Origin of the sequence: Algoriphagus sp. SE2 (assembly GCF_039563885.1) — a bacterium.
GTDB lineage: Bacteria > Bacteroidota > Bacteroidia > Cytophagales > Cyclobacteriaceae > Algoriphagus.
This window is the reverse complement of sequence record NZ_JBCLWJ010000005.1, coordinates 151,017-174,402: the sequence shown is the minus strand read 5'-3', so window position 1 is coordinate 174,402 and position 23,386 is coordinate 151,017. Positions and strand designations below refer to the sequence as shown.

The following is a 23,386-nucleotide window of genomic DNA, read 5'->3' as shown; positions in this document are numbered from 1 at the left end:
TTTATTTTGGTTTACAAAGCCTCAATTCAGAATTACGATTGTTGCAATAATATTAAAAGCGCATCAATTGCTCCCAATAGTTCATCTTTTGTAAAATTACAATGGCCATATCGTTGGTTAATTTTTATAGGATATAATAAAGAGGAGGGCCAAACCCCTCCAACTTTAGCCGCATAATAAGTTTGATGCCAAAACAATGAAACATGATCAAACTCTGTATGCATAGTTACAAGGGGCGTCAATAAATTACCGCTTGTTTCATAAAAATTAGCTACGTTTTGAGCAGATGCCTCCCATTCAGATCTTTTAATTCTTTCAACTGTTAAATTTAACTTTCTGTCATTGTCAGATCCTTCATAGATTCTTTTTGGGATTTTATTGTTAAATGGACTTCCTCCTAGCCTTTCAATGGCATCGTTTGTTGCCATTATTGGAAATCTTAATACCTCAAGTATGGCATTGATTACAGCAGGATGATTCGATCTGTCTACATGTTCCCCTATCCCCGAGGTATTTAAAAATTGCCTGATCTTATTCCCCCCATTATATTGGTAATCATCCTCCAACTCTTGTTTAATGGCTAAATATAAGGGCCCATTATTCCTCCAAGCTTTCATGGTATTTTTTGAAACTCCTTTTGGGCTGCCAAGATTAATACCTTTGATACTTGGTCCGAAAAAGTATTTAAATAATACATGGGCATCGCCATAATATTGTAATTGCTTATAAAAATCTCCAATCGGGCAGCAGGTTGCTATTGCACCTACAAACATCCCCGGGTTCTGCTCAATAGTAAGGACGGTAATCATGCCACCTTCTGAAGGCCCGACAAGAAAAATAGCATCATACGGCAAAGCAGGGTTTTCAGGATCGGCAAAGAATTCATCAATAGTCATTTTTAACTCCTTGATATCTTTGATGGCATCAAGGACTACCAGCCCATTGTCTCTATAACTGGTAGAGGCATAACCTCCTTTTTCAAGAATAATATCTTTGATGGCCACGGCTCCTCCCAATCCATCAGGAATAAGATCTGAAGGTAATTCTATAGGTTCTCCAGGGTCAACATAGCCATGAGCATATACAAACATAACTCTTTGACCATCAGGAATAGAATTCCAAAATATAGGTAATGCTATTTCATAGGTAGCTCCTCCATCGAGTGTTGATTGTAAAGAAAACGCTTCCTCCAGATTATTTTTTCTTGCATTAATATCAATATCCGAGTTTACTTTTAAATCAATAGGATCTTGAGCTAAGTCAATTGAGTCTTGCTGGCATCCAAAAAATATACTGGACAATAGTAAACCTATCAATAATGAAAGAGGTTTTTGGACAAAATTATAATGATTTTTCATAATGCTAAAGTATTGACAATAAGTTTTTTAATAGCATTTTCAAATTATTAATAACACTTAACTAATTAAATGATCTACATCAGTAAATAAAATGATCCACATCATTAACCTTGTTTTTTTCTAGGTTTTGAAAAAGATAAAAAGGTTTTAAAATTATTAAAGTACAGAATTTGAGTTTTATTCAACCTTTCTTCATACGCGCTGTATTATAGCCACTCGATTTCTAATATTAATAAGCCAAAAGCATACAATATTTGCCAGGCGGGTCTTCGTAAACTCCTTCAATTGGCACACCGCATTTTTGTTTTCAAAGGCCTCTGCCAGTTCCTCCGTATTTTTTATCATTTGCCTACCTACTTTTGTGATAATGAAGCCTTCTTGTTATTGAATCTTCCAAAAATATAGCGACAGGCAAAGTCATGGATAATTTTTACTTAGATAATTTCCGCCAAAAATTTATCCAACCAGTACGGAGAATCCTTTGCTGGAAGCACTTCTATAGCTATTAGAACTAAGCTTAACAGGAGTGAATAAAGTTTCTTAGAATTGCGGATTTTGAAAGAGCTTTACTTTTTCAGGACTTTTTAGGGATAGATTTCGATGTCCTTTCATGGCAAATAGCTACAGAACGTATTAAAAAGATTATTCCGAGTAAGATCAAAACAATTTTCATAGTAGGATTAATTTGCTAGCTAGTAAAAAAAGGATTTCTTTTTTGAAATTGTTCCTTTATTTCAACTTCCTCTTCTCGCTTTTTTAATTGATCCTTTGTTCAATTACCTTCCCTTTCGTCGAAAATATCCCCTTTAAAATTACTGGTATCAAAAACAAAAGTGCTTTCAGGAAGTCCTTGATTTATGATAATGTTTGAAAATTCGTATGTAGTATTTGTTTGCCTTCGATTGGTTATTATTATTTTCTCCATCAGGTTTGACTCGGTATTTATCCAAATCATGGCTTGGTTAAAGTCAAAATTGGGATCTGATACAAGAAAGCTTATTTGATCAAAAGTTCTTCCACCGATTAGTTGTTGGCCTTCGTATTGACCTTTGGTCTCTTGTCCTTCTGTAAATTTAAAAATTTGATTTATTGCTATTCCTTCATCTTCGTCGAAGTCCATAATATTTAATTCTTCTTCTTCAGGTAAATGAATCCACAAAGTTTTTCGATCGGTATATATCTCTTGATCTGGCATTTTTATGACATACTTTCCCTTGGAATAAAATAGCATACCGGTCTTAGATATACTGGAATTCAATCTAGTTGGGTTCTCAATGCTAAAGACAAATTCAGCTGAAAAATCCTGAAGCATCGAAAATCTTGCATTTGATTCTCGAAGTATCGCACTGGCATTCTGAGACATTACCGGCAAAGCCACAGCTAAAAAGCTAAAGAGAAAAAAAAGAGGAAGGATTATTTTTTTCATGGGTTTTCAAATTAGAATAATTGAAATCAGCGCATAATCAATTGAGTTAGCAATCCTATAAAAATAGCGAGGGTAAAGCTTACTAATGTTCCGATTAAAATATACTCTGTTTTCTTTTGCTCTTTTGCTTTCTTTAAATCTCCAAATCTAAAAACTGACTTGGCTGCCAATAAAAAACCTATAGGTTGCCATTGATTAAGTAGAATAAAAGTCAGGATAAGGATTCGCTCTATGATTCCGATCCATTTTCCTGCGTCTTTCAAGCTTTCATCCTTCTTTTTTTTGCTGAGTTGCTCTTGCCATGGCTTGGTAAGATACCCGATCAAAATGCCTGATGGAAGTGCCACTATAATATATGCGATGAGAATCAATTGGAAATTTGAATTCCATTCAAATACTCCTGAGTTGATTATATCCACTATACTCTGACTGGTTAAAAGTAACCAGAGAAAAATGAGACTGGCAAGATGGGCTATCTGATCTGCGACATAGACTCCTAAAGTATCTTTATTTAGCCTGATTTTTAACCAATCGATTAAGCCATGAACCAATCCTATTGTAATTGGTACCCACCAATTGGACCAATCGGCTAAGAAAAGATATGTCAAAACAGCAACAATGATCAGGTGCAAGAGAAATTGAGCAGAGACAGGACCTCCCTCCTTCTTTCCTTTCACCATGGCATTTGTTTGGAAAACAAAATCAGCTAAAAGATGTGCTAAAATAAGTCTAAACAGAAGGTCTAGTTGCTGAATTTCCATGTTATGATTTCTTTGAAGCGGTTAAAAAAATTAGAGAGGCTTTCTAAATTTCCTGATTCTAATCTTTTGCTGATTACCCGCTGTGTTTGGTTTAATTCCTCCCCTATTTCTGTTTGTGTGATTCCTTTAAGCAGGCTTAAATAAATTGCCTCTGCCTGACTTGTGGTCCACCTACTGATGATATGATCAGCTAAAGGACAGGTAGACTCAAATTCCCGGTCAATTTGTTCTTCTCCAGTGGTGATTTTAAGTCGAAGACCTTCTTTTTTCATGGTCTCTAATCCTCTTCCGGATCGTACGAAGGCCTCTCCTATCAGCTGTCCAAGTTTCCCATTGGGATCTGATGATATTTCTCCGATTCCCACGGATACCCGGGCGTCCCAGGCATCAGCAATCGAGGTACCATTGGAATACCTTCGAAGACCTGATCTCATAATAATACTGATCAATAAAGCCTTATTAGGATCGCTTACCAGAGCCTGAAAGCTGTCCCCCCGGTAGATGTCAAACTTGAAATCTTTGAGTTGATAGGCTTGAATGTCATCGGCTATTCTATATAATACATCATGATAATCTTTTGTGATCGCAGTGGAATTGACCAAATCTCCAGTAATCACTGCATGTATGTCTCTTCTTATCATGATTAAATATAGTACATCTGAAGGTACTAAACAAGAATTAGAACATTCAGAGGTACTAAATTCTGATTTTTGCTTTGATTTACTATATTTTTACTTGATTAAGATTAAGAACTCTCAAAGGTTCTAAAGTCAGATTAGAACTCTCAGAGGTACTTAAAAGCTTAAAAGTTTCGCTTCTGGATTGTTAATCAATCTAATTGTTTTGAAGAGTGACACAAACTAAGTTAGGGCAAAAGCGGAATGATTTAATTCGTTTTCGGAGTTTTAAATTGTAAATGGAGTAAGAGCCTATTTGTATTTCCTTTTGGAGAATTATCTGTTTCCTGAATCAAAAAAGCAGTATTCTATCTCTTAGCGACGAGCTTAAATTCCTCTAAAATTTATTATTTTAAGCAGGATTTACGATTCCTATTCCCTATTTAATCCCGATTTGCACCTATGAAACGATTGTTCCCTGTTCTTATTCAGTTTTTATTTATAAGCGCTGGGCTTTTGTTTTTTTCATGTAATAAGGAACCAGTACTGGAAGGTTTTCAACTTGAACCTGGGTTTATACTGGAAAGAGTAGCTATCGAACCACTGATAAGAGATCCAGTTGACTTGGAGTTTAATGAATTAGGTGATGCCCTAGTTTTGGAAATGCCGGGCTACCCTTTCGAGGATCAGCAAAGTCGAATCTTAGTATTAAAAGATAAAAACAAGGATGGGGTCTATGATGATAAAATTGTATTTATTGAAAACCTACAGCTTGCCAATTCATTTATGCCCTATAAAAAAGGGGTACTTGTGGCCGCTCCCCCTTATTTACTTTTTGTTCAAGATGACAATCAAGATTATAAGCCTGAAAAAGTAGATACGCTGATGGGAGGTTTTTCCACCGGTAATCTACAGCACAATTACAATGGCCTCACGATGGGGCTGGACAATTGGATATATGCGGCCAATGGGGGAAATGATGGTAAACCCTATTGGTGGGATGATCAAGAAAGTGAATTGGATTTACGGGGACAGGATTTTCGATTCAATTTGGAAACAAAAAGTCTGGAACGATTGGGAGAATCTTCCGGCGGTTTTGGACTTGCAATGGACGATTATGGGCGAGTATTTGAAACTCACAATCTAGAGCATATCTCTCAATTGGTATTTCCAGATCGATATATACAAGGAAGGCAAACTTTGAAAAGACATACTCTTGAAAATATTTCCGACCATGAAGAGAATGGCCTAGCGCGTATTTATCCGATTGGAGAACAGGAATCACGGGTGAATCATCCAGAGCAATCAGGATACTTTTCTGGAGCTTGTGGCATTACCTATTATGGAGGTAGTGCGTTTGGAGAAGACTATAACAAAACGGTTTGGGTGGCTGATGTGGTACTCAACCTGATCCATGTGGATAAAATCAAATCTTATGGTTCTGCATTTACTGCTTCGAGATTATTAGAAAAACGGGATTTTATGGCAAGCTCCGATCGCTCGTTTCGTCCTGTAAATATGAGTTTAGGACCGGATGGAAGCATATATGTGGTGGATATGCACCGCCAAGTGATTGAACATCCCGAATGGATCCCGGATGATATAGAAAGAACCTTAGATCTGGAGGCCGGAAAAGATCAGGGACGGGTTTACAAGATTTCAAAAGAGGGAGTTGATCAAGCTTTCGATTTGGGTCAATTCAATACACAGGACGGACTAGTAAAGAGTTTAGGACATTCGAATCAATGGGTTAGGAAAACTGCCCATCGTCTTTTGATGGACCAAAACTTATCAGATGAAACAATTGAACAATTAAATACAGGATTGAGTACAGCCAACGAATTTGCCAAGCTACATTCCTTATGGATTTTAAACCTAAAAGACGAACTAGAGGAGGAATCCTTACTAACTGCCCTAAAGAATGCCTCTCCCAATATCCGGGAAAGTGCCTTGGTGATTGCTGAGCAACAAATAAACTTAAATCCAGAATTAGCATTGGTAAGTTTGGAGCTTTTATCCGATTCTGATAGTCGGGTTCGAATGCAGGCGGCGCTTTCACTATCTACTTTAAAGCCAGAAAGACTTTCCGAGCTTAAAACAAAAATATTGAATGGAATTCAAAATGCAGCAAAACTTCCTTCAGATGATTGGAATATTGCTGCACTTACTTTGGCATCTGGTTATTATGGAACTGAATTACTAACTAACCTTCTAGCAAATCCTTCACCTCAAATCCCGGATCAGTTTCTTAGTTCCCTGGCTTTATCCTCAAACAGAACAGAAAGTGACGCTAAAAATATCCTTCAAGCTTTGGAAAATTCAGGCATTCAGATGAGCGCCAAGCAGCAAATCATCAAACAGTTCACTTTTGGTGTGATGGAAATAAAAGGAAAATCACTTGAGCCATATATTCAAAATCTAGAAAAATCGGGAGATCTGGGTTTGATCTCTGAATTAGCAATCCTTCGAAGAAAACTCGAACTTCCCACCTCCCCAGAATTTCTTCAATTAAGCCAAACAGCCCTAACAAAAGTATCTGACAAATCCTTGCAGGACAGTATTCGTTTGCAACAACTTGCTCTGATTGAGCTCCTTCCCTACCAGGTAAAATCCGAAGTTCTTTTTAAATGTTTAAAAAATACGGAGCCCCTCAAACTTCAGGAGAATGCTTTGCGTCAGCTTTCAACATACAACGAAAAAGAGATTGGTGAAAAAATTGTAAGCATGTGGCAAGAGTTGAGTCCGCAAACTCGAAGATATGCCGGCGATCTCTTACTTTACATTGAAATGCATCATGACGCACTGCTTACGGGTTTGGAGGATGGAAGCATCAATATTGGCGAAATGAATTTTGATTTGGAACGGAGAAGAACATTATTATGGTGGACAGATAATGAAGAAACAAAACGTCGGGCTGAGAAATTGTTTACTGACTCAGGTGTTACAAATCGAAAGGAAGCGATTGACCAAATGAAGCTTGCACTAGCATTGGAAGGGTCTGTTTTGCAAGGGGCTAAAGTATTTGAGAATATCTGTTCGAATTGCCATATCTATGGAACAATTGGAAATGAGGTAGGCCCAGTTTTGACAGAAATTAGCCGAAAAAGCAAAGAAACTAACCTTCATGATATCCTTGACCCGAATGCTGCAGTGGACACCAAGTATATCAATCACCGTCTGGAAACTAATGTAGGAATCGTTCATGTGGGGATTGTTGACAACGAAACTGACCAGGATATTACAATTAAAAAAACAGGCGGAGAAAGTGTAACAATCAATAAATCCGATATCAAAGCTTTTCGATCTTTAGGAACTTCCCTGATGATGGAAGGACTTGAAAATAGCATGTCCCCTCAGGAAATGGCAGATTTATTGGCTTTCTTACAAAATGGAGTTGAATAGCATACTGCATTGAAAAGGACTGGAAAGTTCTTAAATATGGACTTTTTCAAAAAATATTCTTTCGCAGTTCGCAGGGCTAATATTTTTTATGTTTGGGAATTTGAAATAGTTTAGTCCGTTGCTTTTGACCCCAACCTATGAATTTTGCTTTAATTTCAGAGATCAGTACTACTTCTTGGATTCTTAGTTTTTTAGCTGCTTTTGTGATTGGTATGTCTAAAGCTGGTATCAAAGGAATTGCCATTATCAATGTCACTTTTATGGCTATTGCTTTTGAAACCAAACAATCCACCGGAATCGTTTTACCACTTTTGGTAGTGGCAGATGTGTTTGCTGTGATTTATTACAACCGACATACCCAATGGAGCTATATCGCTAAATTCCTTCCTTGGATGATTTTAGGAATTATGCTGGGAAGCTGGGTGGGAATGGATCTCCCTGAGAAAGCCTTTAAATATGGGATGGTTATACTCATCTTCCTGATTTTGGCAGTTATTATCTGGTGGGATCAAAAGAAGGAGAAAACAGTGCCTACGCATTGGGCATTTTCCAGTGGAATCGGAACTTTGGCAGGGTTTACCACTATGGTAGGTAATTTGGCTGGCCCGATTTCCAATATTTATTTTCTTGCCATGCGACTGCCCAAAAATCACTTTATAGGTACCGCTGCCTGGCTTTTTCTGATTATCAATGTTCTCAAATTACCTCTTCATTTTTTTGTCTGGGAAACTATTTCAAAAGAAACATTACTACTGGATTTGAAACTAATTCCAGGCATTATTGTGGGTTTTGTCATTGGTATCAACATTGTAAAAAGGATCAATGAAGCGTTTTTCAGAAAAATGATTTTGGTGCTCACTGCTCTGGGAGCAATTATCATCCTATTTAAATAATACACATGATCGTAGGGAGTACCATAATTCTGCATCAATAGGTTTTGTACTCGAATTACATTTCATTTTTTGATTTATTCATTAAACTTTTCATGCCATCCATTTCAATAGAAGTAGATCCATTTAACTTCAAAAGACAGCTTCTATTAGAAATCTTCCTTAATGCTTTTAACGCAAGCCATATTTTCACTCAAAGCTAAATTCGGTATTCAAACAGGCAAAGGATGTTATTTGATTTGGTTGCTCAAAAATCCATCTGATTTTTTTAAATTTCTTCTTAAATCAAAATCAATCATGATTCAATTAATCCAAAATCACTTATCTGAAAGCAAAGAGACAAAAGAAAATACAAAAGTACGGGGATTCATCCCTGTTCCAGGTACTTCTGTAGAAATGCCCTTTACCTTTATTCAGGGGGCTAAACCTGGGAAAGCGATTTTGATCACTGCTGGGGTGCATGGTGGGGAATATCCTTGTATTGAGACTGCAATTCAATTGGCCAAAGAAATTGATCCTGCAGAAGTTTCAGGAACGATCCTGATTATCCATCCGGTTAATCCAGCGGCTTTTCTTGCAAGAATGCAATATTACGGACCATTTGATGGGAAGAATCTAAATCGTGTTTTCCCTGGTAAAGCCACTGGAACAGTAAGTGAACGAATTGCTTATGAAGTGCATCAATTTCAGCAAGCAGCTGATTTCTATTTGGATCTTCATGGAGGAGATATCCATGAGGGCCTGGTTCCATTTGTGATATATTCAAAACTGGGAAATAAGGAACAAGTTGAACACTCCCGTTTAGCATCTGCCCTACTTGGCTTTCCATATGTGGTAGGTTCAGTTTCTGAAAATGGGTCAATCGGAGCTGCTGCCAAAGCTGGTACTCCTGGTTTTTTGGCAGAACTGGGACAATGTGGTCGCTGGAGTGTTTCAGAAGTTAATGAATATAAATCTGCTGTTTTGAATGTCCTTCGATCCTTACATGTGATTTCAGGAGAGGTAATACATTCAAAAGTGGAGTTTTTGGATAAAATGTTGGTGACTACAGCCACTGCCGATGGTTGCTGGTATCCTGCTGTTCAATTGGAGCAAAAGGTAAAAATAGGGGAGAAACTTGGTGAGGTCCGTGATTACTTCGGCAATGTAAAAGAAGAATATCTCTCTGAATCAGATGGTGTCGTTCTTTATTTGGTTACCTCTTTGGCAATTACTTCAAATGATCCCCTTGCTGCAGTCGGGGTTTCTGTTACTTAGCAGTTTACTCATACTAATTTTACTTTTTGCTTACTAACTCGTTTCTATCTGCTAGCTGGTTTTGAGTGTTATAAACAAGACTAATTTCTCAGGTCTTAACCTATTCTCAATCGTTTATTCTATTTTCTCAAAACAAGTGAAGTGATTTTTTAGCTACGAATTTATAAGAATAATCAAAAACCATTATAGCCATATCTTGACCTGGTTGATGAAGATTTGGAATTTTGATCGGTAAAAAAGAAGGTTTTTCTATTTTTTTGAAATCTATTGAATTAATAAATATGTATTTCAAATAAATTATTATACATTTCGTACCTTAAAAAAAGCATTAAGTATTTTCTAAGTGCCTTTTTTATTTTAGAGTTTTTTTAAAAGTGTCTTTACTTCAAAATCTAATGACCAATCCCAAAAAACTAAAAAGAATCATATTTGGATTTTTCGCTCTGTCTTTTATGATTCTTACATCTTGCGAATTAGAGCCAAGTGAAAAAATTGATCCAATTGCTCCAGAATTACTTTATACAGAAAGAAATGAAAGCCAAACTATTCAAGATTTTTCAAAACTTGGGGAGCTACTAATAAGAACGAACTCTAGATTAAAAAATGGATCAGAATCGGCCCGAATGAAGGGCTTGGGAGCCAATTCAGGACCCAATTATCTGGAAATAGTCGAAAGGGTTTTACAAGTAGTCAATCCATCTCCTTGTGGACCGACGGATTATACGGAATGGCTAGAGGAAGAAAATTCAGATTGGAGTAGTGTTTCTAGAAATTTTGCAGAACTCACCTTAATGTATGTTTTGCCGACCTATAATGCACTTCTTTTTGAAAATAATACTCGAGATCAATATTTCGGAAAGGATGGAGAATTTACTCAATCTGTGAATAAGACCTTTAAAGATTTGAAACGCTTTTGGGATATTCCTTCTAATGATATTGTTTTGACTGCAATGCATGGAAATATACTTCTGGAAAGAGAAAAACTAATCAGGACATACACCGATTTTTTTGGCTTAAGCCCTGAAAGTGCGGAAAATTTAGCAGATGCCATTTCGTTTTTATTGGAAACTTTCCCAGAATATAGAAATGGTGATCATCCTAATTTTACTTTAAATGCCTTGGCCCTGGAAGGTTTGAATTTTATGGGAGAAGATCTTCCGAATAAAATTATTTTGGGAGATGGTTTTTTGGAAGGTTTTGCTGCTTTGGGCTTTAATGATATAGCTCCTAAGGCTATTTTGGCTCATGAATTTGCCCATCAAATCCAGTTTAAACTAAATATTGTTGATAGTCCTACAACTGATCTCGCTGAGGCTTCCAGAAGAGTTGAGTTAATGGCAGATGCTTATGCAGCCTACTATCTTTCCCATGCACGCGGAGCTAGCATGCAATGGAAAAGAGTTCAACAATTTCTTGAGGTTTTTTTCCTTCTAGGCGATTGTGAATTCGGAGATCCCGGACACCATGGTACTCCTCTACAAAGGATGGCTGCTGCCAAATGGGGAAACCAACTAGCAGAAAAAGCTAGGAAACAAGGTCATATAATGAGTAGTAAAAAATTTGCTGACCTATTTGAAGCACAGTTACCTATTATTGTTTCTCCTTAATTCAATTCATTTAATTATTAGTACCTAGGGCGTAATTTATTTCAAGGTTTTACATCCGAATCAAACCTAAGATTTTATCCAAAGTCAGATATGGCTTTGGATTTTCTTTTGCCCAATTACTCCTTGAAATCAGATAATTACAAAAATATTTACTTTCCCTAAATCCAAAGCGAATAGTCACTTCGTAACTGATAACGCGACCAATAAAATTGGAAGCTTTACTGGTTTATAATTTTAACTAACCTTACGAAAATGAATTATTCAAAACTTTTAATGGGAGGAATACTATTTATCTTTTCTCTTATTTTCATTAGCTGCGATGACAAAATAGATCCTATACCTATGCCGACAGGATCCAGTTCCATCTTTAATCTTGCATCTGTTTCCAATCCGGGTATCTCTGGAAAAGCTGAATTTATTGAGAATGATGATAATACTACAACTATCAATTTAATGCTTTCGGGAACTTCTTCCGGAGCAATGCACCCTGCGCATATTCACCTTAATACGGCAGCAGAAGGCGGAGATATTGCACTAACACTTGGTACTGTTATGGGAGGAACGGGAATGAGCAGTGTTACTGTAAGCACCTTGGATGATGGAACGCCTATCTCCTATTCACAGCTAATTAATTTTGATGGATATATCAACGTGCATGCCTCAAGCTCCGATTTAGTGACTCTAGTCGCCCAAGGTGATATTGGAGAAAATGTACTAACAGGAGAATCTAAAACTTATAATCTTGGAACTGTAGCGGTACCCGGTATTAGCGGAACAGCAACGTTTAGCAAGCGAATTAATGATGAGACCCTAGTTAAAATCATGCTGACAGGGACTCCCGATGGTGAAATGCATCCTGGACATATACATTTTAATACCTCAGCAGAAGGAGGTGCTATTGCCGTATCATTTACTCCTGTTAATGGTTCTACCGGAATGAGTGTTACTAATATTTCATCTTTGGACGATAATACACAAATTACATATGATGAATTATTAGAATTTGATGGATATATAAACATTCACCTTTCTGCAGACGAATTAGGAACTCTGGTTGCTCAAGGGGATATAGGTGAAAATGAGTTGACAGGAGAAGAAAAAAGCTTTGTATTAGGTGAGAAGGATGTGGATGGAATCAGTGGAACGGCTACATTTAAAGAGCGAATGAATGGGGAAGCATTGGCAATACTCGAGTTGATGAATACCCCTGATAACGGAATTCACCCTGCTCATATTCATGCAAATACAGCCAATGAAGGAGGTGGTATTTTATTCACTTTTAATCCAGTTAATGGAATGACAGGAATGAGCCAAACTAACTTCTCTATGCTTGATGACGGTATGATGGTTGGCTATGAGGATATTATGGATTTTGACGGATATATTAATGTACACCTTTCTGCCGAAGAACTCGGGACATTAGTTGCGCAAGGTGATATTGGACAAAATGAATTGACCGGAGAATCAAAAACCTATGTTTTGGCTGAAAAAGATGTCCCAGGCATCAATGGAACAGCCACCTTCAAAGAGCGCGCAAATGGATCTACCTTAGCTATTTTGGAAGTTCAAAATACGATTGTAGGAAGTAGTCATCCGGTTCATATCCATGAAAATACTGCTGATATGGGTGGAGGTTTTAAATTCACATTTAATCCAGTCAATGGAACCACCGGTATGAGTATGACAAATATTGTTGCTTTAGATGACATGACAGCCATTACATTTGATGGATTGTTAGAATTTAACGGTTATATCAATGTGCACCTTTCTATGGATGAACTTGGAGTAGTTGTTGCCCAAGGAAACATCGGAAGTAATTCGAATTAATTTTAAATAAGTTGAATATTAGAAAGCCCAGGTTTTAAAACTTGGGCTTTTTTTGGTAATACTTAATGTTTGATAAGTAAATGAAATATCTCCCTTTTCAATTTTGAATTGAGTTACTGAGCTCTAAAAAGGATGATTTTAGAAATATTAATATCAAGATTTTAATTGATAGTCAATTAATTCTAAACCAAAAACCGGATTCTTTCTAATTTCTTCTTCTGGCATCGCTGGTATGTTCTTTGTACCTTAAAGGATAATGCAACACAATTACAAAGTTTATATAGGTCTAGTATTTCTAACAGTTTTAGCAATGTTTTCTCTTAAATCTGACAATGAAAACTCTAAGGTCAAAAACTCGCTTGCCTTCTCTTCAGGAATCAATGGAAAAATTAAAAATGCCTTTCTGGAAGTCTGGCAGCAATACAAAACACTTCATCGCTATGGATTTGAAGTAGTTCAAAAGCGTCTGGCCGGTTCTACGATGCAGGCACAACCAGTGATTGATTTCAGCCAGGTTTTTGGTACGAAAAGAGGGTATAGATTGGATGTTGCTGAGAGGGTTTTAGATTCTGGCGAACTAAATGTTGCTGATTTGCCCGAAGAAGTGTTGAGGGGTTGGTTTGCGCATGAACTTGGCCATATGATTGATTATGAAAATCATTCTAATTTGGGAATGATTGCCTATGGTATCCGATATTCTATTTCTGATCAATACAAGCGAGAGCGTGAGCATGAAGCAGATAGTATTGCGATCAGATATGGTTTTAAAAAGGAAATAATAGCCACCAAAAAATACCTATTGGAAAATGATTTTATTTCTCCAAAATATCAGGATCAGATAAAGAAGTTTTATATGTCTATAAGAGGTGCAGAACTTTGTCCTGACGATCGAACCCCTGTTTTGCCTAAAATTGATTTATAAAATTTAGAAGCGCTTCCATCTTTTCCGGCTTCATCACTTTGGGTGTTTTGGTTTGCCCTCCTTTTTTATTTTTTTGTGATAAATAACTGGTATACATTTTTTTAGAAATAACTTTTAAAGAAATACTTTTAAGTGCCTTGGATCGTGCAACTGCATAATTTTTATTCGCTGATTTCAAAAGTTCATCCAGTTTTTCTGATAAGCCTTCCGCATCTACTTCGGAAACAATTACCCATTGATGCATGTAATCTCCATCTTCATTTTTCATTGCTGCAACCATATATTCATTTATGGTGGTTTTATATAGCTCAGCTAATTTCAAAATAGCTTTATCCATTTTCTCTTCCGAAAGCTGGGATCCTACCACATTTAAAAAGAATTTGGTTCGACCTGTAATTCTTATCTGAGGAGGATTTAGACTTTCAAAGCGGATCACATCGCCAATGATATAGCGCCATGCACCAGCGCAAGAGCTTAACAATAACACGTATTCCTGCCCCACTTCGACTTCATCAATACCTAGAACCATTGGCTTTTTCAATATTTCACCTGATTCATTTACTCCCCTATTATCAAATGGAATGAACTCGAAAAAATACCCATGGTTTAGGGCCAATTTCATAGCCAAGGTATCTGGTTTACTGGTATAGGCAATAAAGCCTTCAGAGGCCAAATAGGTATCCAATATGGTGATAGGTTTTTCGCAAATAGCCTCGAAATCTTCCCTGTATGTTTCGAAAGCTACTCCTCCTGAAGCATATACCTGAAAGTTTGGCCAGATTTCATGGATATTTTTAAGATTATGTCTTTCTATGATTTTTTGTAGCATAAGAAGTACCCATGAAGGAATCCCTGCAATAGCTCCTATATTCCATTGGGGTGCTTGATCTGCAATAGCAGATATTCTTTCATCCCAATCATTAATAGAAGCGATTTCTTTTCCTGGTCTGTAGAAAATTTGGTACCATTCGGGGAAATTACTCACGTTGATTCCTGAAATCTCCCCTTCTTGAAACCCATGTTTATTTTTGTCCAGATTGGCTGAACTACTCAACATTAAAACCTCAGATTCAAAGAGGGACTCAGAAAAGCTAAATTCATGAAGCGAACTGATCATTGAGGTCCCAACCGATCTCATAGAAGCAATAAATTCATTAGTAATAGGAATTCGCTTACTTTTTTTGCCTGTTGTACCACTACTTCTTGCAAAGAAATCAGGTTTACCAGGCCAGGTAATATCTTCCAATCGTTGCTGCCTGTGCCACCACTTGCTATCTATCTCCTTGTAGTTAAAAATTGGCACTTCATTTCTAAAGCTTGAAATAAGGTCTTTTGACTTCAAAATTTCATAGAAACCATAATACTTACCAAAGACAGTGTCCTTTGCTTGTGTTAAAAGTTCACGAAGTTGATTTTCTTGAGAGATTTTCGGGTTTTCCTCTTCGGATTGAAGTTTAGCAGTTATATCTAAACCAGCTTTTACGAGCTTTCCAATAATGGCCATTTGAATTCTTTTATTAATCTAAGAGAACAAAGGCTATGCCTTTAAGAAGAAAAAATTGGCTAAATGACTTCACATGGTATGAATAGAAAGAAGACAGATAACTTATAATTTTGATTTAGCCAGAGGGTTTTGCCTGCTTTGAAGGATAAACTTATCTAAACATTCGGAGAAACCCCGCTTGAAGCTTCTAGATTCCCATCAGCAAATCGCCAACTAATGTTCCTGTATGCAAAAGATATAATTTCTAATTCAGGAACAGGAGATAATGCAGGATTTGCTAATTGCTGCTTAATGGAAGTAATTCTGGCATTTTCTAATTCTATCGTGTAATACAGGGATAAGACACCTTCAAGTCCGGTGTTATAGCATTCCAATCGAAATAAATTAATTTGATCATTTTTGTCCCAGGAATCATATAATAGCACAGTGGCTTTATCAATACCTTTGGTTACTTCCAGTGCCTCATGCTTGTTTCTGCCTCTGGCACGTCTTCCGCTTTGGTTTGAATCAGTTGAGGATACTTCATGACTTGTGGAATAGACTTCAATAAGACCTTCAAAACCTGATCGGTTTACAGAACCAGAAATGGTTCCATTTCGAGAACTTTCCAGTATTAAAACAATTAGATGTGACATGAATTTTTGGTTTTATTATTTAATATAAGAAAAATTGCCATTAATAGATTAATAATCAGGCATATAACGATGGCTGAAAATATTTTTATATAGCCAAATCTTAAAGAAGTGTTATTCGAAAAAAAAATATGGTTTCTGCCTTCGTTTCGGAATGACAATTTATACAGACATGCGAATAATTTGAAAAAAGTACTTAGATTCCAAGTATAGAGCGAATTTCAACAGCTTCGCCTCCCCTTCTTTTGCTTTCATCGGCAGCTTCCATAAAGGCATAGATTTCTAAAGTTTCAGTAGAATCTACCGGTGAAATGCCGGATTTAAAAAACTCAGCAATTTTTTCTGCCAAGGGTTCATAGCCCTCATATTTGCCGAGCACCAAGTTTCCTTCCGATCCGAAAGCCGTTCCTCCATACTCGTGTTTTCCAGCCCTCATTCCTCTAAATGTACCAATTCTTCCATCTTTCCATTTTCCAACCACAATATCTGTTTCTCCCGTACTTGTCCGGGTTACCGATTCACACCCTGGTCCCATCACTGTAAAAAGAATTTCAACCCCATGTATTCCATACCAAAACAAATCCGGATGACCTGCTTCCAATGTGGCGGGACTAAATGAATCACAACCAAGTACCTTTCCGATTTTAGAATCGTGCCTCACCGCCTGGGCATTTTTCATATATCTTAAAGAGGATGCAGAAAAAATTGGTACTTGATTTTCAGTTGCCTCTTTATAGATTTCTTTTGTATCTGCGAAACTTGCCGCTACTGGTTTATCAATAAAGAAAGGTTTTTTGGCTCGGATCACTTTCCTTGCCTGTTCGAACCTTGGCTTTCCATCATTTGTTTCCAGTAAAACCACATCTACTTTTTCTAATAAATCCTCAATGGAGTCTGTAATTTCTACTCCAAATTCTTTGACTTGTTGGATGTAGTCAGGGATCCGGGAATAGCTTGATTCTATATCTTTACTTCCGTAAGGATAGGCTGCTACCACTTTAAATCCTGCTAATTCAGTTATTGGATTTTCTGCATTAAAAAGTTTGGTGAATGCAGGTGAATGAGAAGTATCCAATCCAATTATTCCAATTTTAATGGGATCTACTTTTGGTGAAGCTGATAGTGAAAAAGGAGATATTCCAAAGGTGGAAAGTGCTCCCAATACGGTTGAATTTTTAATAAACCTTCTTCTATTTAATTTCATAAATTATTGATATTCAATTATTAATTAAATTATATTTAAAGTATTAATATAAATCAAACCTTAAAGAATATTTTCTTTTTGTAAAGGAAAAAAAGGAATAACCAAACTAAAAGTAAAGCTCCCAAACTTTCCATGACTGGAAACCAATTTTCCCCTAAAGGTTTGTAAAGTCCTTCAAATAGAAGCCTTGAAGTATTTCTAAAACTAACGAATCGGTAAATGAGGTAAATCGTCAAACTATTCATCCCTATTACTACGAAAAAGAATGCCCATTTCTGAAATTTGAGAATATCGATTACCAAATAAAATAAACCAAGGCTTAGAAATGCCATTCCACCTGTCAATAGAATATAGGAACTTGTCCATAACCTCTTAAATATCGGAAAGTGAAAGTTCCAAATAAGAGCTAGAACAACGCAGATGAACCCACTTAAAAGTAGTCGCTTTAGTTTCTGGTTCTGAGAAAGGCTGTAATTTTTAAGGATTTCTCCAGCGAAAGCCCCTAAAATTGTAAGGCAGATTGCAGGAAAAGTTGTCAAAATCCCAAGTTCATCATATTGTCCTTGGAGTAATCTACCAGGGAGGAAATTTCTATCAAACCATCCCACTAAATTACCTTCAAAACTAAGGTTACCAGCTCCGAATCCAGGAACAGGAATCAGGAAAATTGCAGCATAGTAGACCAATAAAATCGCTCCTGCTATTAAAAGTCGTTTTTTCGAGTCAAAATTTAAGAAAAGAAAAATAGTGATAAAGCCAGCAATCCCTATTCTACCCAATACTGATCCTAATCGAATTTGTTCCCAATCGAAAAAAGGAAAAGGAGCATTTTTAACCAATAAGCCAAACCCTATCAGCATCAGCATTCGGATAAAGGCTTTTCTATAAATCTCTTTTCTAGGAACTTCGGTTTCTAATGCCTTTCCTATTGAAAAGGGTATAGATACACCTGAAATGAAAAGAAATAGAGGAAAAATAAAGTCATAAAAGGTAAAGCCAATCCATTCTGGATGCTCAAATTGAAGAGCAAGTCCATTTAGCCAGCCCCATGAAGTTTTTCCTTCAAGGCTAGAGAAAAAAGCATCTGCCCCACAAATCATCAGCATGTCAAAACCCCTTAATGCATCAATAGAAGTAAGGCGTTTTGATTTTGGTGTTAAGCTTAATGCCATGTGGATTAGATTTTAGGTTTCCATCCTTTTTCATATTCCCGGCCCCACAGATTCATAGCTGCTTTATCTTTCACAATTCTACCTGAACTTTGGTCAATTTCTAAAGCTCGACCCGTCCTGTAGGAAATATTGCCTAAATGGCAAAGCAAAACACTTTTCTGAATCTCAGGATAAGGAGAGATTTGGCTTTCTCCTTTGTCAATTGCATTAATGAAATTGGTGAAGTGTGCAATATCCATATCAAACCCTGCACCTTTTTGATCTACAACTGTGTTAGTGGTGGGCTCTGCAGATTTTATCAGCTTGTTTTTATTGTCATAGATTTTATATGAATTGTTAAGCAGTTCCAAAGTCCCGTTTTCACCATGAAAAGACACACCGGACCCCATACCATTGATATCTCTGCCATTGCAGCTTCTCCCTTCCCAGGCAATCGATTTACCGTCTGCAAAATCAAAAGATGCAATCTGCGTGTCTGGAGTTTCCCAGTCGTCATTGTATTGATATCGCCCTCCGCTAGAATAGGCCTTGATTGGATAATCTTCCTGTAGTCCCCATCTGGCTAAATCCAAAAAATGAACGCCATTATTCACAATCTCCCCCGTTCCCCAGTGCCAATGCCAATGCCAGTTATAGTGAATTAAATTGTCCTTATAATCAGCTCTTGGTGCCGGACCTTGCCAAAGCTCATAATTTAACCAATCAGGAGGCAAGGTAATTTCACCTTTCCCAATAGATGGTCGTGTATTTGTGTACCAAGTTCTGGCATAATAAGTATGGCCTAGAACCCCAGAATGAAGTTCTTGAATTGCCTCCTGAACCCTAGGCCAGGACCTTCGCTGGTTTCCCATCTGAACTATTTTCCCATATTTCTTAGTAGCTTCTATTAGAAGTTCGGATTCTGCAGGATTATGTGATCCAGGTTTTTCCAGATAAACATGTTTGCCAGCCTGAAGCGCCATCATTGCTGCTGGTGTATGCCAATGGTCGGGCATGGCGATTGAAACCGCATCCAGCGTTTGATCTTCCAATGCTTTTCGAAAATCTCCCAAACCTATAGGTATAGTTTTTACGCCTAAAGTCTTTGCTAATTCAATTCCTTTCTCTCGAGCCCTAGAGTCCACATCGCAGATATAAGCGATTTCAACATTTGGAATTTGGGCGAAAGCTTGAATGTGTTGGGAACCTCTACTGTTCACCCCGATTACAGCAACCCGATATTTATCTTTTAAGGGGTATTCAGATAAAATATTAAAGCCAAAAGTAGAGGACATCGCTCCTAATCCCATTATTCCTGTTGTGGCTGTTTTTATGAATTTTCGGCGTTTAGGTTCGTTTTTCATAAGTTGATTTTTTGAACAAGGGTTAAGTGGAATAAACTACTGTTCCGTTTTTGATGGTTTTTAGTATTTGAAAATGCTTATCAATATTAATTCTTGCCACTACCAAGTCCGCGTTTTCCCCAACCATAAATGAGTCAAAACCTTTATCGAAAAGTTGATAGGGTCTTATTGACGCCATTTCCCAAGCTTCTTGAATGGTCGCAAGATTATTTTTTAGAAGAAAAGTGACTCCTTGTCTTAGGTTCATTGCTGACCCTGCAAGAATTTTTGGATTTGAACTTAAATGTAATTTTCCCTCAGAAGTCAAGGTTACTTCCCCTCCAATTGGGCTATTGTAGTCACCAGGAGGCATTCCTGCCAGTGAAACAGAGTCACTTACTAGAATTAAATTTTTATCCTTTACCTTTTTAAATACCTTGATAACTTCCCTAGGAAGATGAAAACCGTCAGCGATTATTGTTGCAGAAAGTCCTTCTTCAGCAAGTTGGGACCATAGATAATTCGGGTGTCTGGCTAAGGTTGGATGCATTCCATTACCTAAATGAGTAGAAAGACTAGCTCCGGCCCTCACTGCATCTACTATTTGTTTTGGACTTGCATTTGTATGACCAATAGAGACTAAAATTCCGTGCTTGACACAGGATTCGACAAACTGAACTGAGTTTTCCCATTCGGGAGAAAAAGTGATCATCCGAATCAATCCCTCTGCTTCTTTCTGCCAATTCTCGATTAAACCCCAGTTAGGTTGTATCACATGCTCACGGGGATGTGCTCCGCGTGGACCATCTTCAGGCGAGATAAAAGGACCTTCGATATGAAGTCCTGCTATGCTTTCCTTGGCCAATTCATCAAGTTCACGTAGCTGCATAACCTGATGAATCAATTTTGAAAATTGATCAGGACTAGCGGTAATAATTGTTGGAAAATGGCTCGTAACACCTTGCTCATAGAGCTTTTTAGAGATCTTTGCCAAGTCAATAAGATTCTTTTGGATCTCATTGTAATCCAAACCTGCATACCCGTTGACCTGAATATCGAATAGTCCGGGACCAATGTAAATATCCTCAGGAAAAATACCTGATGCTGGTTTAACTGCGGAGATTTTACCATTAGAAATATTGATTTCCAATGGTTTACCATTTAAATAGGAACGTCCTATTAATGTCAGATCATTTTCCATGTTCTGATTTTATGTCCATAAACTGCATAAAAAACCAAATACAAATAGCAAGGAAAAAGTACCCAATAAGCTATTCGAACATTAAAACTATCTGCCAAGGCTCCATAAATCAAAGGCATGATTGCATTTCCACAAAGCCCCATAATCATAATTGAAGCCCCGAGTTTGGTGAACCTGCCAAGTCCATCTAAAGCCAAGGGCCAAATCCCTGCCCAAACCAAGGAATTGGCTAGTCCAAGAAGTACAACAAACCAAATTGAAACATCTGAAGTAATACCAAAAAGAGTAACCTCACCTGAAGTGAAGATGATCAATAGGGTGAATATCGTACCTAAAAGGGTACATATTCTTAAAATATTAACTTGAGAAATCACTTTAGGAATCAGTGAAATCCCTATCAGATAACCAATGATGGTAAATGCTAAAGTAAAAGATGGAAAGACTTTCGCTTCCATTAACCCAATCCCAAATGAATTAGCATAACCGATAACGGTATCTATTGCGATTACTTGCGTACCGACATGGAGAAAAATAGCTAAAGCACCTAAAATCAAATGTGGGAATTGAAGTATTGATTTTTTGCTGGAATTAGCCTCGGCAAGCTCCTCACTTTCATGTTCGGTATCTATCTCCGGAAGTGGTGAAAAACGTACCAAAATCCCCAATCCCACTAAAACGGTACCTACAAAAGCATATGGAGTAATTACTCTTCGAATCAATTCATCCAACACAGCATTTTTCTCCACTTCACCCATTGTTTCCAATTGGTTGAAAAGTTCTGTATCACCCACTCTCAAAACCACTGCAGCAAAAATAATAGGTGCTAATATGCCTGCTCCTTTATTGAATATTCCCATGATGCTGATGCGCTGCACCGCTTTATCTTTAGGTCCCAATATGGTTACATAAGGGTTGGCAGCTGTTTGTAGTACTGCCAGCCCTGTACCTAATGTGAAAAGGCCTAATAAAAACACTTCATAAGTTCTTCCCAAAGCAGCAGGAATAAAGGTATAAGCTCCGACTGCCATTATGAAAAATCCATACATCATCCCCTTTTTAAAACCAACCGCTTTGAGCAAGTAAGAAGAAGGAACAGACATTACCAGGTAGGAAATATAAAAAGCGAAAGCGACTAGATAGGAATCAAAGTTGCTCAGCGTAAAAGCTATTTTGAAATATGGAATGAGGATTGCATTAATCCAGGATACAAAACCAAAAACAAAAAATAAGACTCCAATTATTGCTATTGATATCCAAGTGTCTTTTTGGCTTAATGATTCCGCTTTTACGGCCACTGATTTTGAGGACATAGTTCTTTTGGGCTGAAAACAAATTCAAGAAATCTCAAAATGAATATTTGAGAATTACTTTAAATACAAAATTTTTTCTTTTCAAAACAAGACTTTTCCGATCAATGACCTGAAAGAAGTGACGAAGAACCTTGGTCTATAAACAATTGATAATGGGGATGACTTTGCAGAATAGAAGCTGGATAATCTGGAGTGATTGGACCTTCTATGCAGTTTTTGATGGCCAAAGCTTTTCTGGTATCAGGAACGGAGCAAATAATTGCTTTTGATTTCATGATTTGGCGGATAGACATACTAATTGCCCTGTGAGGAACTGCCTCTAAATCAGGAAACCAACCTTCTCCTAGCTGTTGCATTCGACAAGCATGATCTAGGTCCACTATGATATAAGGATGTTCAGTTTCAAAATCTGCCGGGGGATCATTAAAAGCGAGATGTCCGTTTTCTCCTATCCCCACAAAGGCGACATCAATTGAGTGTTTGCTGATCAATTCTCCCAAACGGACACATTCTTCAGCTGGATTTACTTCTCCGTTTATTAAGTGATAAGCTTTTAACTGAGGTATATGATTGAAAAAACGCTCCAATAAATATTTTCTAAAACTTGCAGGATGAGTAATTGGAAGACCTATATATTCATCCAAGTGAAAAACAGTCACTTTAGACCAATCGATATTCTTTTCTGAAAGCAATTGTTTTAAGGTTTCAAATTGACTGGTGCCTGTGGCTAAAATGATATTGGCAAATCCCTGCTTTTCGATGGCCTCACGGATTAAGATACCCCCTTTTTTACCAGCTAGATTACCTAATTCCACGGGGTTTTGGCATTGAGTTAAATTCATAGAATTCGGATCAAGATTAATTTTTAATTACTTCTCAAAGTATCGAAATAAATTATAAAACAAGACATTTCTCTCTGCGGTCGAAATGACTTCAAGAAAAATCCTAATTAAAATGATAATTTTCAGACCAAG

The 23,386-nt window shown here is 37.2% G+C and carries 18 protein-coding genes; 6 read left to right on the top strand and 12 right to left on the bottom strand.

The annotated features are described in order from the left end of the window. Positions 1 to 32: 32 nt before the first annotated feature. The 4 genes from AAGF08_RS08315 to AAGF08_RS08300 all read right to left on the bottom strand — a co-directional run bounded on the left by AAGF08_RS08315 (position 33) and on the right by AAGF08_RS08300 (position 4,186). On the bottom strand, positions 33 to 1,358 hold the full coding sequence (locus AAGF08_RS08315) for a hypothetical protein (RefSeq protein ID WP_343510693.1): 1,326 nt from the start codon (positions 1,356 to 1,358) through the stop codon (positions 33 to 35). A 772-nt stretch (positions 1,359 to 2,130) separates the two neighbouring features. Next, positions 2,131 to 2,784 carry an outer membrane lipoprotein carrier protein LolA gene (locus tag AAGF08_RS08310; protein ID WP_343510692.1) on the bottom strand — a complete coding sequence of 218 codons (654 nt, stop codon included), beginning with the start codon at positions 2,782 to 2,784 and terminating at the stop codon, positions 2,131 to 2,133. Between the two features lie 26 nt (positions 2,785 to 2,810). Next, positions 2,811 to 3,545 (bottom strand): DUF3307 domain-containing protein, encoded by a 735-nt coding sequence (locus AAGF08_RS08305; protein WP_343510691.1) that lies wholly within the window; start codon positions 3,543 to 3,545, stop codon positions 2,811 to 2,813. Continuing rightward, the gene (locus AAGF08_RS08300; protein WP_343510690.1) at positions 3,527 to 4,186 is read right to left on the bottom strand and encodes a SatD family protein; all 660 of its coding nucleotides are present in this window, start codon (positions 4,184 to 4,186) and stop codon (positions 3,527 to 3,529) included. Before AAGF08_RS08300 ends, AAGF08_RS08305 begins: the two co-directional genes overlap by 19 nt. Positions 4,187 to 4,624: 438 nt before the next feature. Here AAGF08_RS08300 and AAGF08_RS08295 point away from each other — a divergent pair, with 438 nt between their 5' ends. The 6 genes from AAGF08_RS08295 (at position 4,625) to AAGF08_RS08270 (ending at position 14,067) form a co-directional block, all read left to right on the top strand. Then, positions 4,625 to 7,564, top strand: coding sequence for a PVC-type heme-binding CxxCH protein (locus tag AAGF08_RS08295; RefSeq protein ID WP_343510689.1), 2,940 nt, complete (start codon positions 4,625 to 4,627; stop codon positions 7,562 to 7,564). 137 nt (positions 7,565 to 7,701) lie between these two features. Then, positions 7,702 to 8,457 (top strand): sulfite exporter TauE/SafE family protein, encoded by a 756-nt coding sequence (locus tag AAGF08_RS08290; RefSeq protein ID WP_343510688.1) that lies wholly within the window; start codon positions 7,702 to 7,704, stop codon positions 8,455 to 8,457. A gap of 294 nt (positions 8,458 to 8,751) precedes the next feature. Then, positions 8,752 to 9,711, top strand: coding sequence for a M14 family metallopeptidase (locus AAGF08_RS08285; protein ID WP_343510687.1), 960 nt, complete (start codon positions 8,752 to 8,754; stop codon positions 9,709 to 9,711). Positions 9,712 to 10,106: 395 nt separating this feature from the next. Continuing rightward, positions 10,107 to 11,318, top strand: coding sequence for a hypothetical protein (locus tag AAGF08_RS08280; RefSeq protein WP_343510686.1), 1,212 nt, complete (start codon positions 10,107 to 10,109; stop codon positions 11,316 to 11,318). Positions 11,319 to 11,570: 252 nt separating this feature from the next. Then, complete coding sequence (locus AAGF08_RS08275) at positions 11,571 to 13,145, top strand: CHRD domain-containing protein (RefSeq protein ID WP_343510685.1); 1,575 nt, start codon at positions 11,571 to 11,573, stop codon at positions 13,143 to 13,145. Between the two features lie 310 nt (positions 13,146 to 13,455). After that, positions 13,456 to 14,067: a hypothetical protein gene (locus AAGF08_RS08270; protein ID WP_343510684.1), complete on the top strand. Its 612-nt coding sequence runs from the start codon at positions 13,456 to 13,458 to the stop codon at positions 14,065 to 14,067. Here AAGF08_RS08270 and AAGF08_RS08265 read toward each other — a convergent pair. From AAGF08_RS08265 to AAGF08_RS08230, 8 genes are all read right to left on the bottom strand, one after another. After that, positions 14,051 to 15,571 (bottom strand): GH3 auxin-responsive promoter family protein, encoded by a 1,521-nt coding sequence (locus tag AAGF08_RS08265; RefSeq protein ID WP_343510683.1) that lies wholly within the window; start codon positions 15,569 to 15,571, stop codon positions 14,051 to 14,053. The genes AAGF08_RS08270 and AAGF08_RS08265 overlap by 17 nt on opposite strands. Positions 15,572 to 15,726: 155 nt before the next feature. After that, complete coding sequence (gene tssD, locus AAGF08_RS08260) at positions 15,727 to 16,206, bottom strand: type VI secretion system tube protein TssD (RefSeq protein ID WP_343510682.1); 480 nt, start codon at positions 16,204 to 16,206, stop codon at positions 15,727 to 15,729. 193 nt (positions 16,207 to 16,399) lie between these two features. Then, a complete protein-coding gene (locus AAGF08_RS08255) occupies positions 16,400 to 17,407 on the bottom strand; it encodes a Gfo/Idh/MocA family oxidoreductase (protein WP_343510681.1) in 1,008 nt (335 codons plus the stop codon). A 53-nt stretch (positions 17,408 to 17,460) separates the two neighbouring features. Then, the gene (locus AAGF08_RS08250; RefSeq protein ID WP_343510680.1) at positions 17,461 to 18,579 is read right to left on the bottom strand and encodes a DUF5009 domain-containing protein; all 1,119 of its coding nucleotides are present in this window, start codon (positions 18,577 to 18,579) and stop codon (positions 17,461 to 17,463) included. A gap of 5 nt (positions 18,580 to 18,584) precedes the next feature. Then, positions 18,585 to 19,922, bottom strand: a complete 1,338-nt coding sequence (locus tag AAGF08_RS08245; RefSeq protein ID WP_343510679.1) for a Gfo/Idh/MocA family oxidoreductase — start codon at positions 19,920 to 19,922, stop codon at positions 18,585 to 18,587. Between the two features lie 22 nt (positions 19,923 to 19,944). Further along, positions 19,945 to 21,102: an amidohydrolase family protein gene (locus AAGF08_RS08240; protein WP_343510678.1), complete on the bottom strand. Its 1,158-nt coding sequence runs from the start codon at positions 21,100 to 21,102 to the stop codon at positions 19,945 to 19,947. Further along, a complete protein-coding gene (locus AAGF08_RS08235; protein ID WP_343510677.1) occupies positions 21,087 to 22,412 on the bottom strand; it encodes a sugar MFS transporter in 1,326 nt (441 codons plus the stop codon). Before AAGF08_RS08235 ends, AAGF08_RS08240 begins: the two co-directional genes overlap by 16 nt. A gap of 101 nt (positions 22,413 to 22,513) precedes the next feature. Then, positions 22,514 to 23,254: a glucosamine-6-phosphate deaminase gene (locus AAGF08_RS08230; protein WP_343510676.1), complete on the bottom strand. Its 741-nt coding sequence runs from the start codon at positions 23,252 to 23,254 to the stop codon at positions 22,514 to 22,516. Positions 23,255 to 23,386 lie beyond the last annotated feature (132 nt).

Bases quoted from the DNA above. Each gene is read 5' to 3' on its own strand.
- AAGF08_RS08235 (WP_343510677.1), bottom strand. From the start codon at position 22,412: ATGTCCTCAAAATCAGTGGCCGTAAAAGCGGAATCATTAAGCCAAAAA.
- AAGF08_RS08265 (WP_343510683.1), bottom strand. From the start codon at position 15,571: ATGGCCATTATTGGAAAGCTCGTAAAAGCTGGTTTAGATATAACTGCT.
- AAGF08_RS08305 (WP_343510691.1), bottom strand. From the start codon at position 3,545: ATGGAAATTCAGCAACTAGACCTTCTGTTTAGACTTATTTTAGCACAT.
- tssD (WP_343510682.1), bottom strand. From the start codon at position 16,206: ATGTCACATCTAATTGTTTTAATACTGGAAAGTTCTCGAAATGGAACC.
- AAGF08_RS08275 (WP_343510685.1), top strand. From the start codon at position 11,571: ATGAATTATTCAAAACTTTTAATGGGAGGAATACTATTTATCTTTTCT.
- AAGF08_RS08290 (WP_343510688.1), top strand. From the start codon at position 7,702: ATGAATTTTGCTTTAATTTCAGAGATCAGTACTACTTCTTGGATTCTT.
- AAGF08_RS08315 (WP_343510693.1), bottom strand. From the start codon at position 1,358: ATGAAAAATCATTATAATTTTGTCCAAAAACCTCTTTCATTATTGATA.
- AAGF08_RS08270 (WP_343510684.1), top strand. From the start codon at position 13,456: ATGTTTTCTCTTAAATCTGACAATGAAAACTCTAAGGTCAAAAACTCG.
- AAGF08_RS08255 (WP_343510681.1), bottom strand. From the start codon at position 17,407: ATGAAATTAAATAGAAGAAGGTTTATTAAAAATTCAACCGTATTGGGA.
- AAGF08_RS08295 (WP_343510689.1), top strand. From the start codon at position 4,625: ATGAAACGATTGTTCCCTGTTCTTATTCAGTTTTTATTTATAAGCGCT.
- AAGF08_RS08285 (WP_343510687.1), top strand. From the start codon at position 8,752: ATGATTCAATTAATCCAAAATCACTTATCTGAAAGCAAAGAGACAAAA.
- AAGF08_RS08245 (WP_343510679.1), bottom strand. From the start codon at position 19,922: ATGAAAAACGAACCTAAACGCCGAAAATTCATAAAAACAGCCACAACA.
- AAGF08_RS08280 (WP_343510686.1), top strand. From the start codon at position 10,107: ATGACCAATCCCAAAAAACTAAAAAGAATCATATTTGGATTTTTCGCT.
- AAGF08_RS08240 (WP_343510678.1), bottom strand. From the start codon at position 21,102: ATGGAAAATGATCTGACATTAATAGGACGTTCCTATTTAAATGGTAAA.
- AAGF08_RS08250 (WP_343510680.1), bottom strand. From the start codon at position 18,579: ATGGCATTAAGCTTAACACCAAAATCAAAACGCCTTACTTCTATTGAT.
- AAGF08_RS08310 (WP_343510692.1), bottom strand. From the start codon at position 2,784: ATGAAAAAAATAATCCTTCCTCTTTTTTTTCTCTTTAGCTTTTTAGCT.
- AAGF08_RS08300 (WP_343510690.1), bottom strand. From the start codon at position 4,186: ATGATAAGAAGAGACATACATGCAGTGATTACTGGAGATTTGGTCAAT.
- AAGF08_RS08230 (WP_343510676.1), bottom strand. From the start codon at position 23,254: ATGAATTTAACTCAATGCCAAAACCCCGTGGAATTAGGTAATCTAGCT.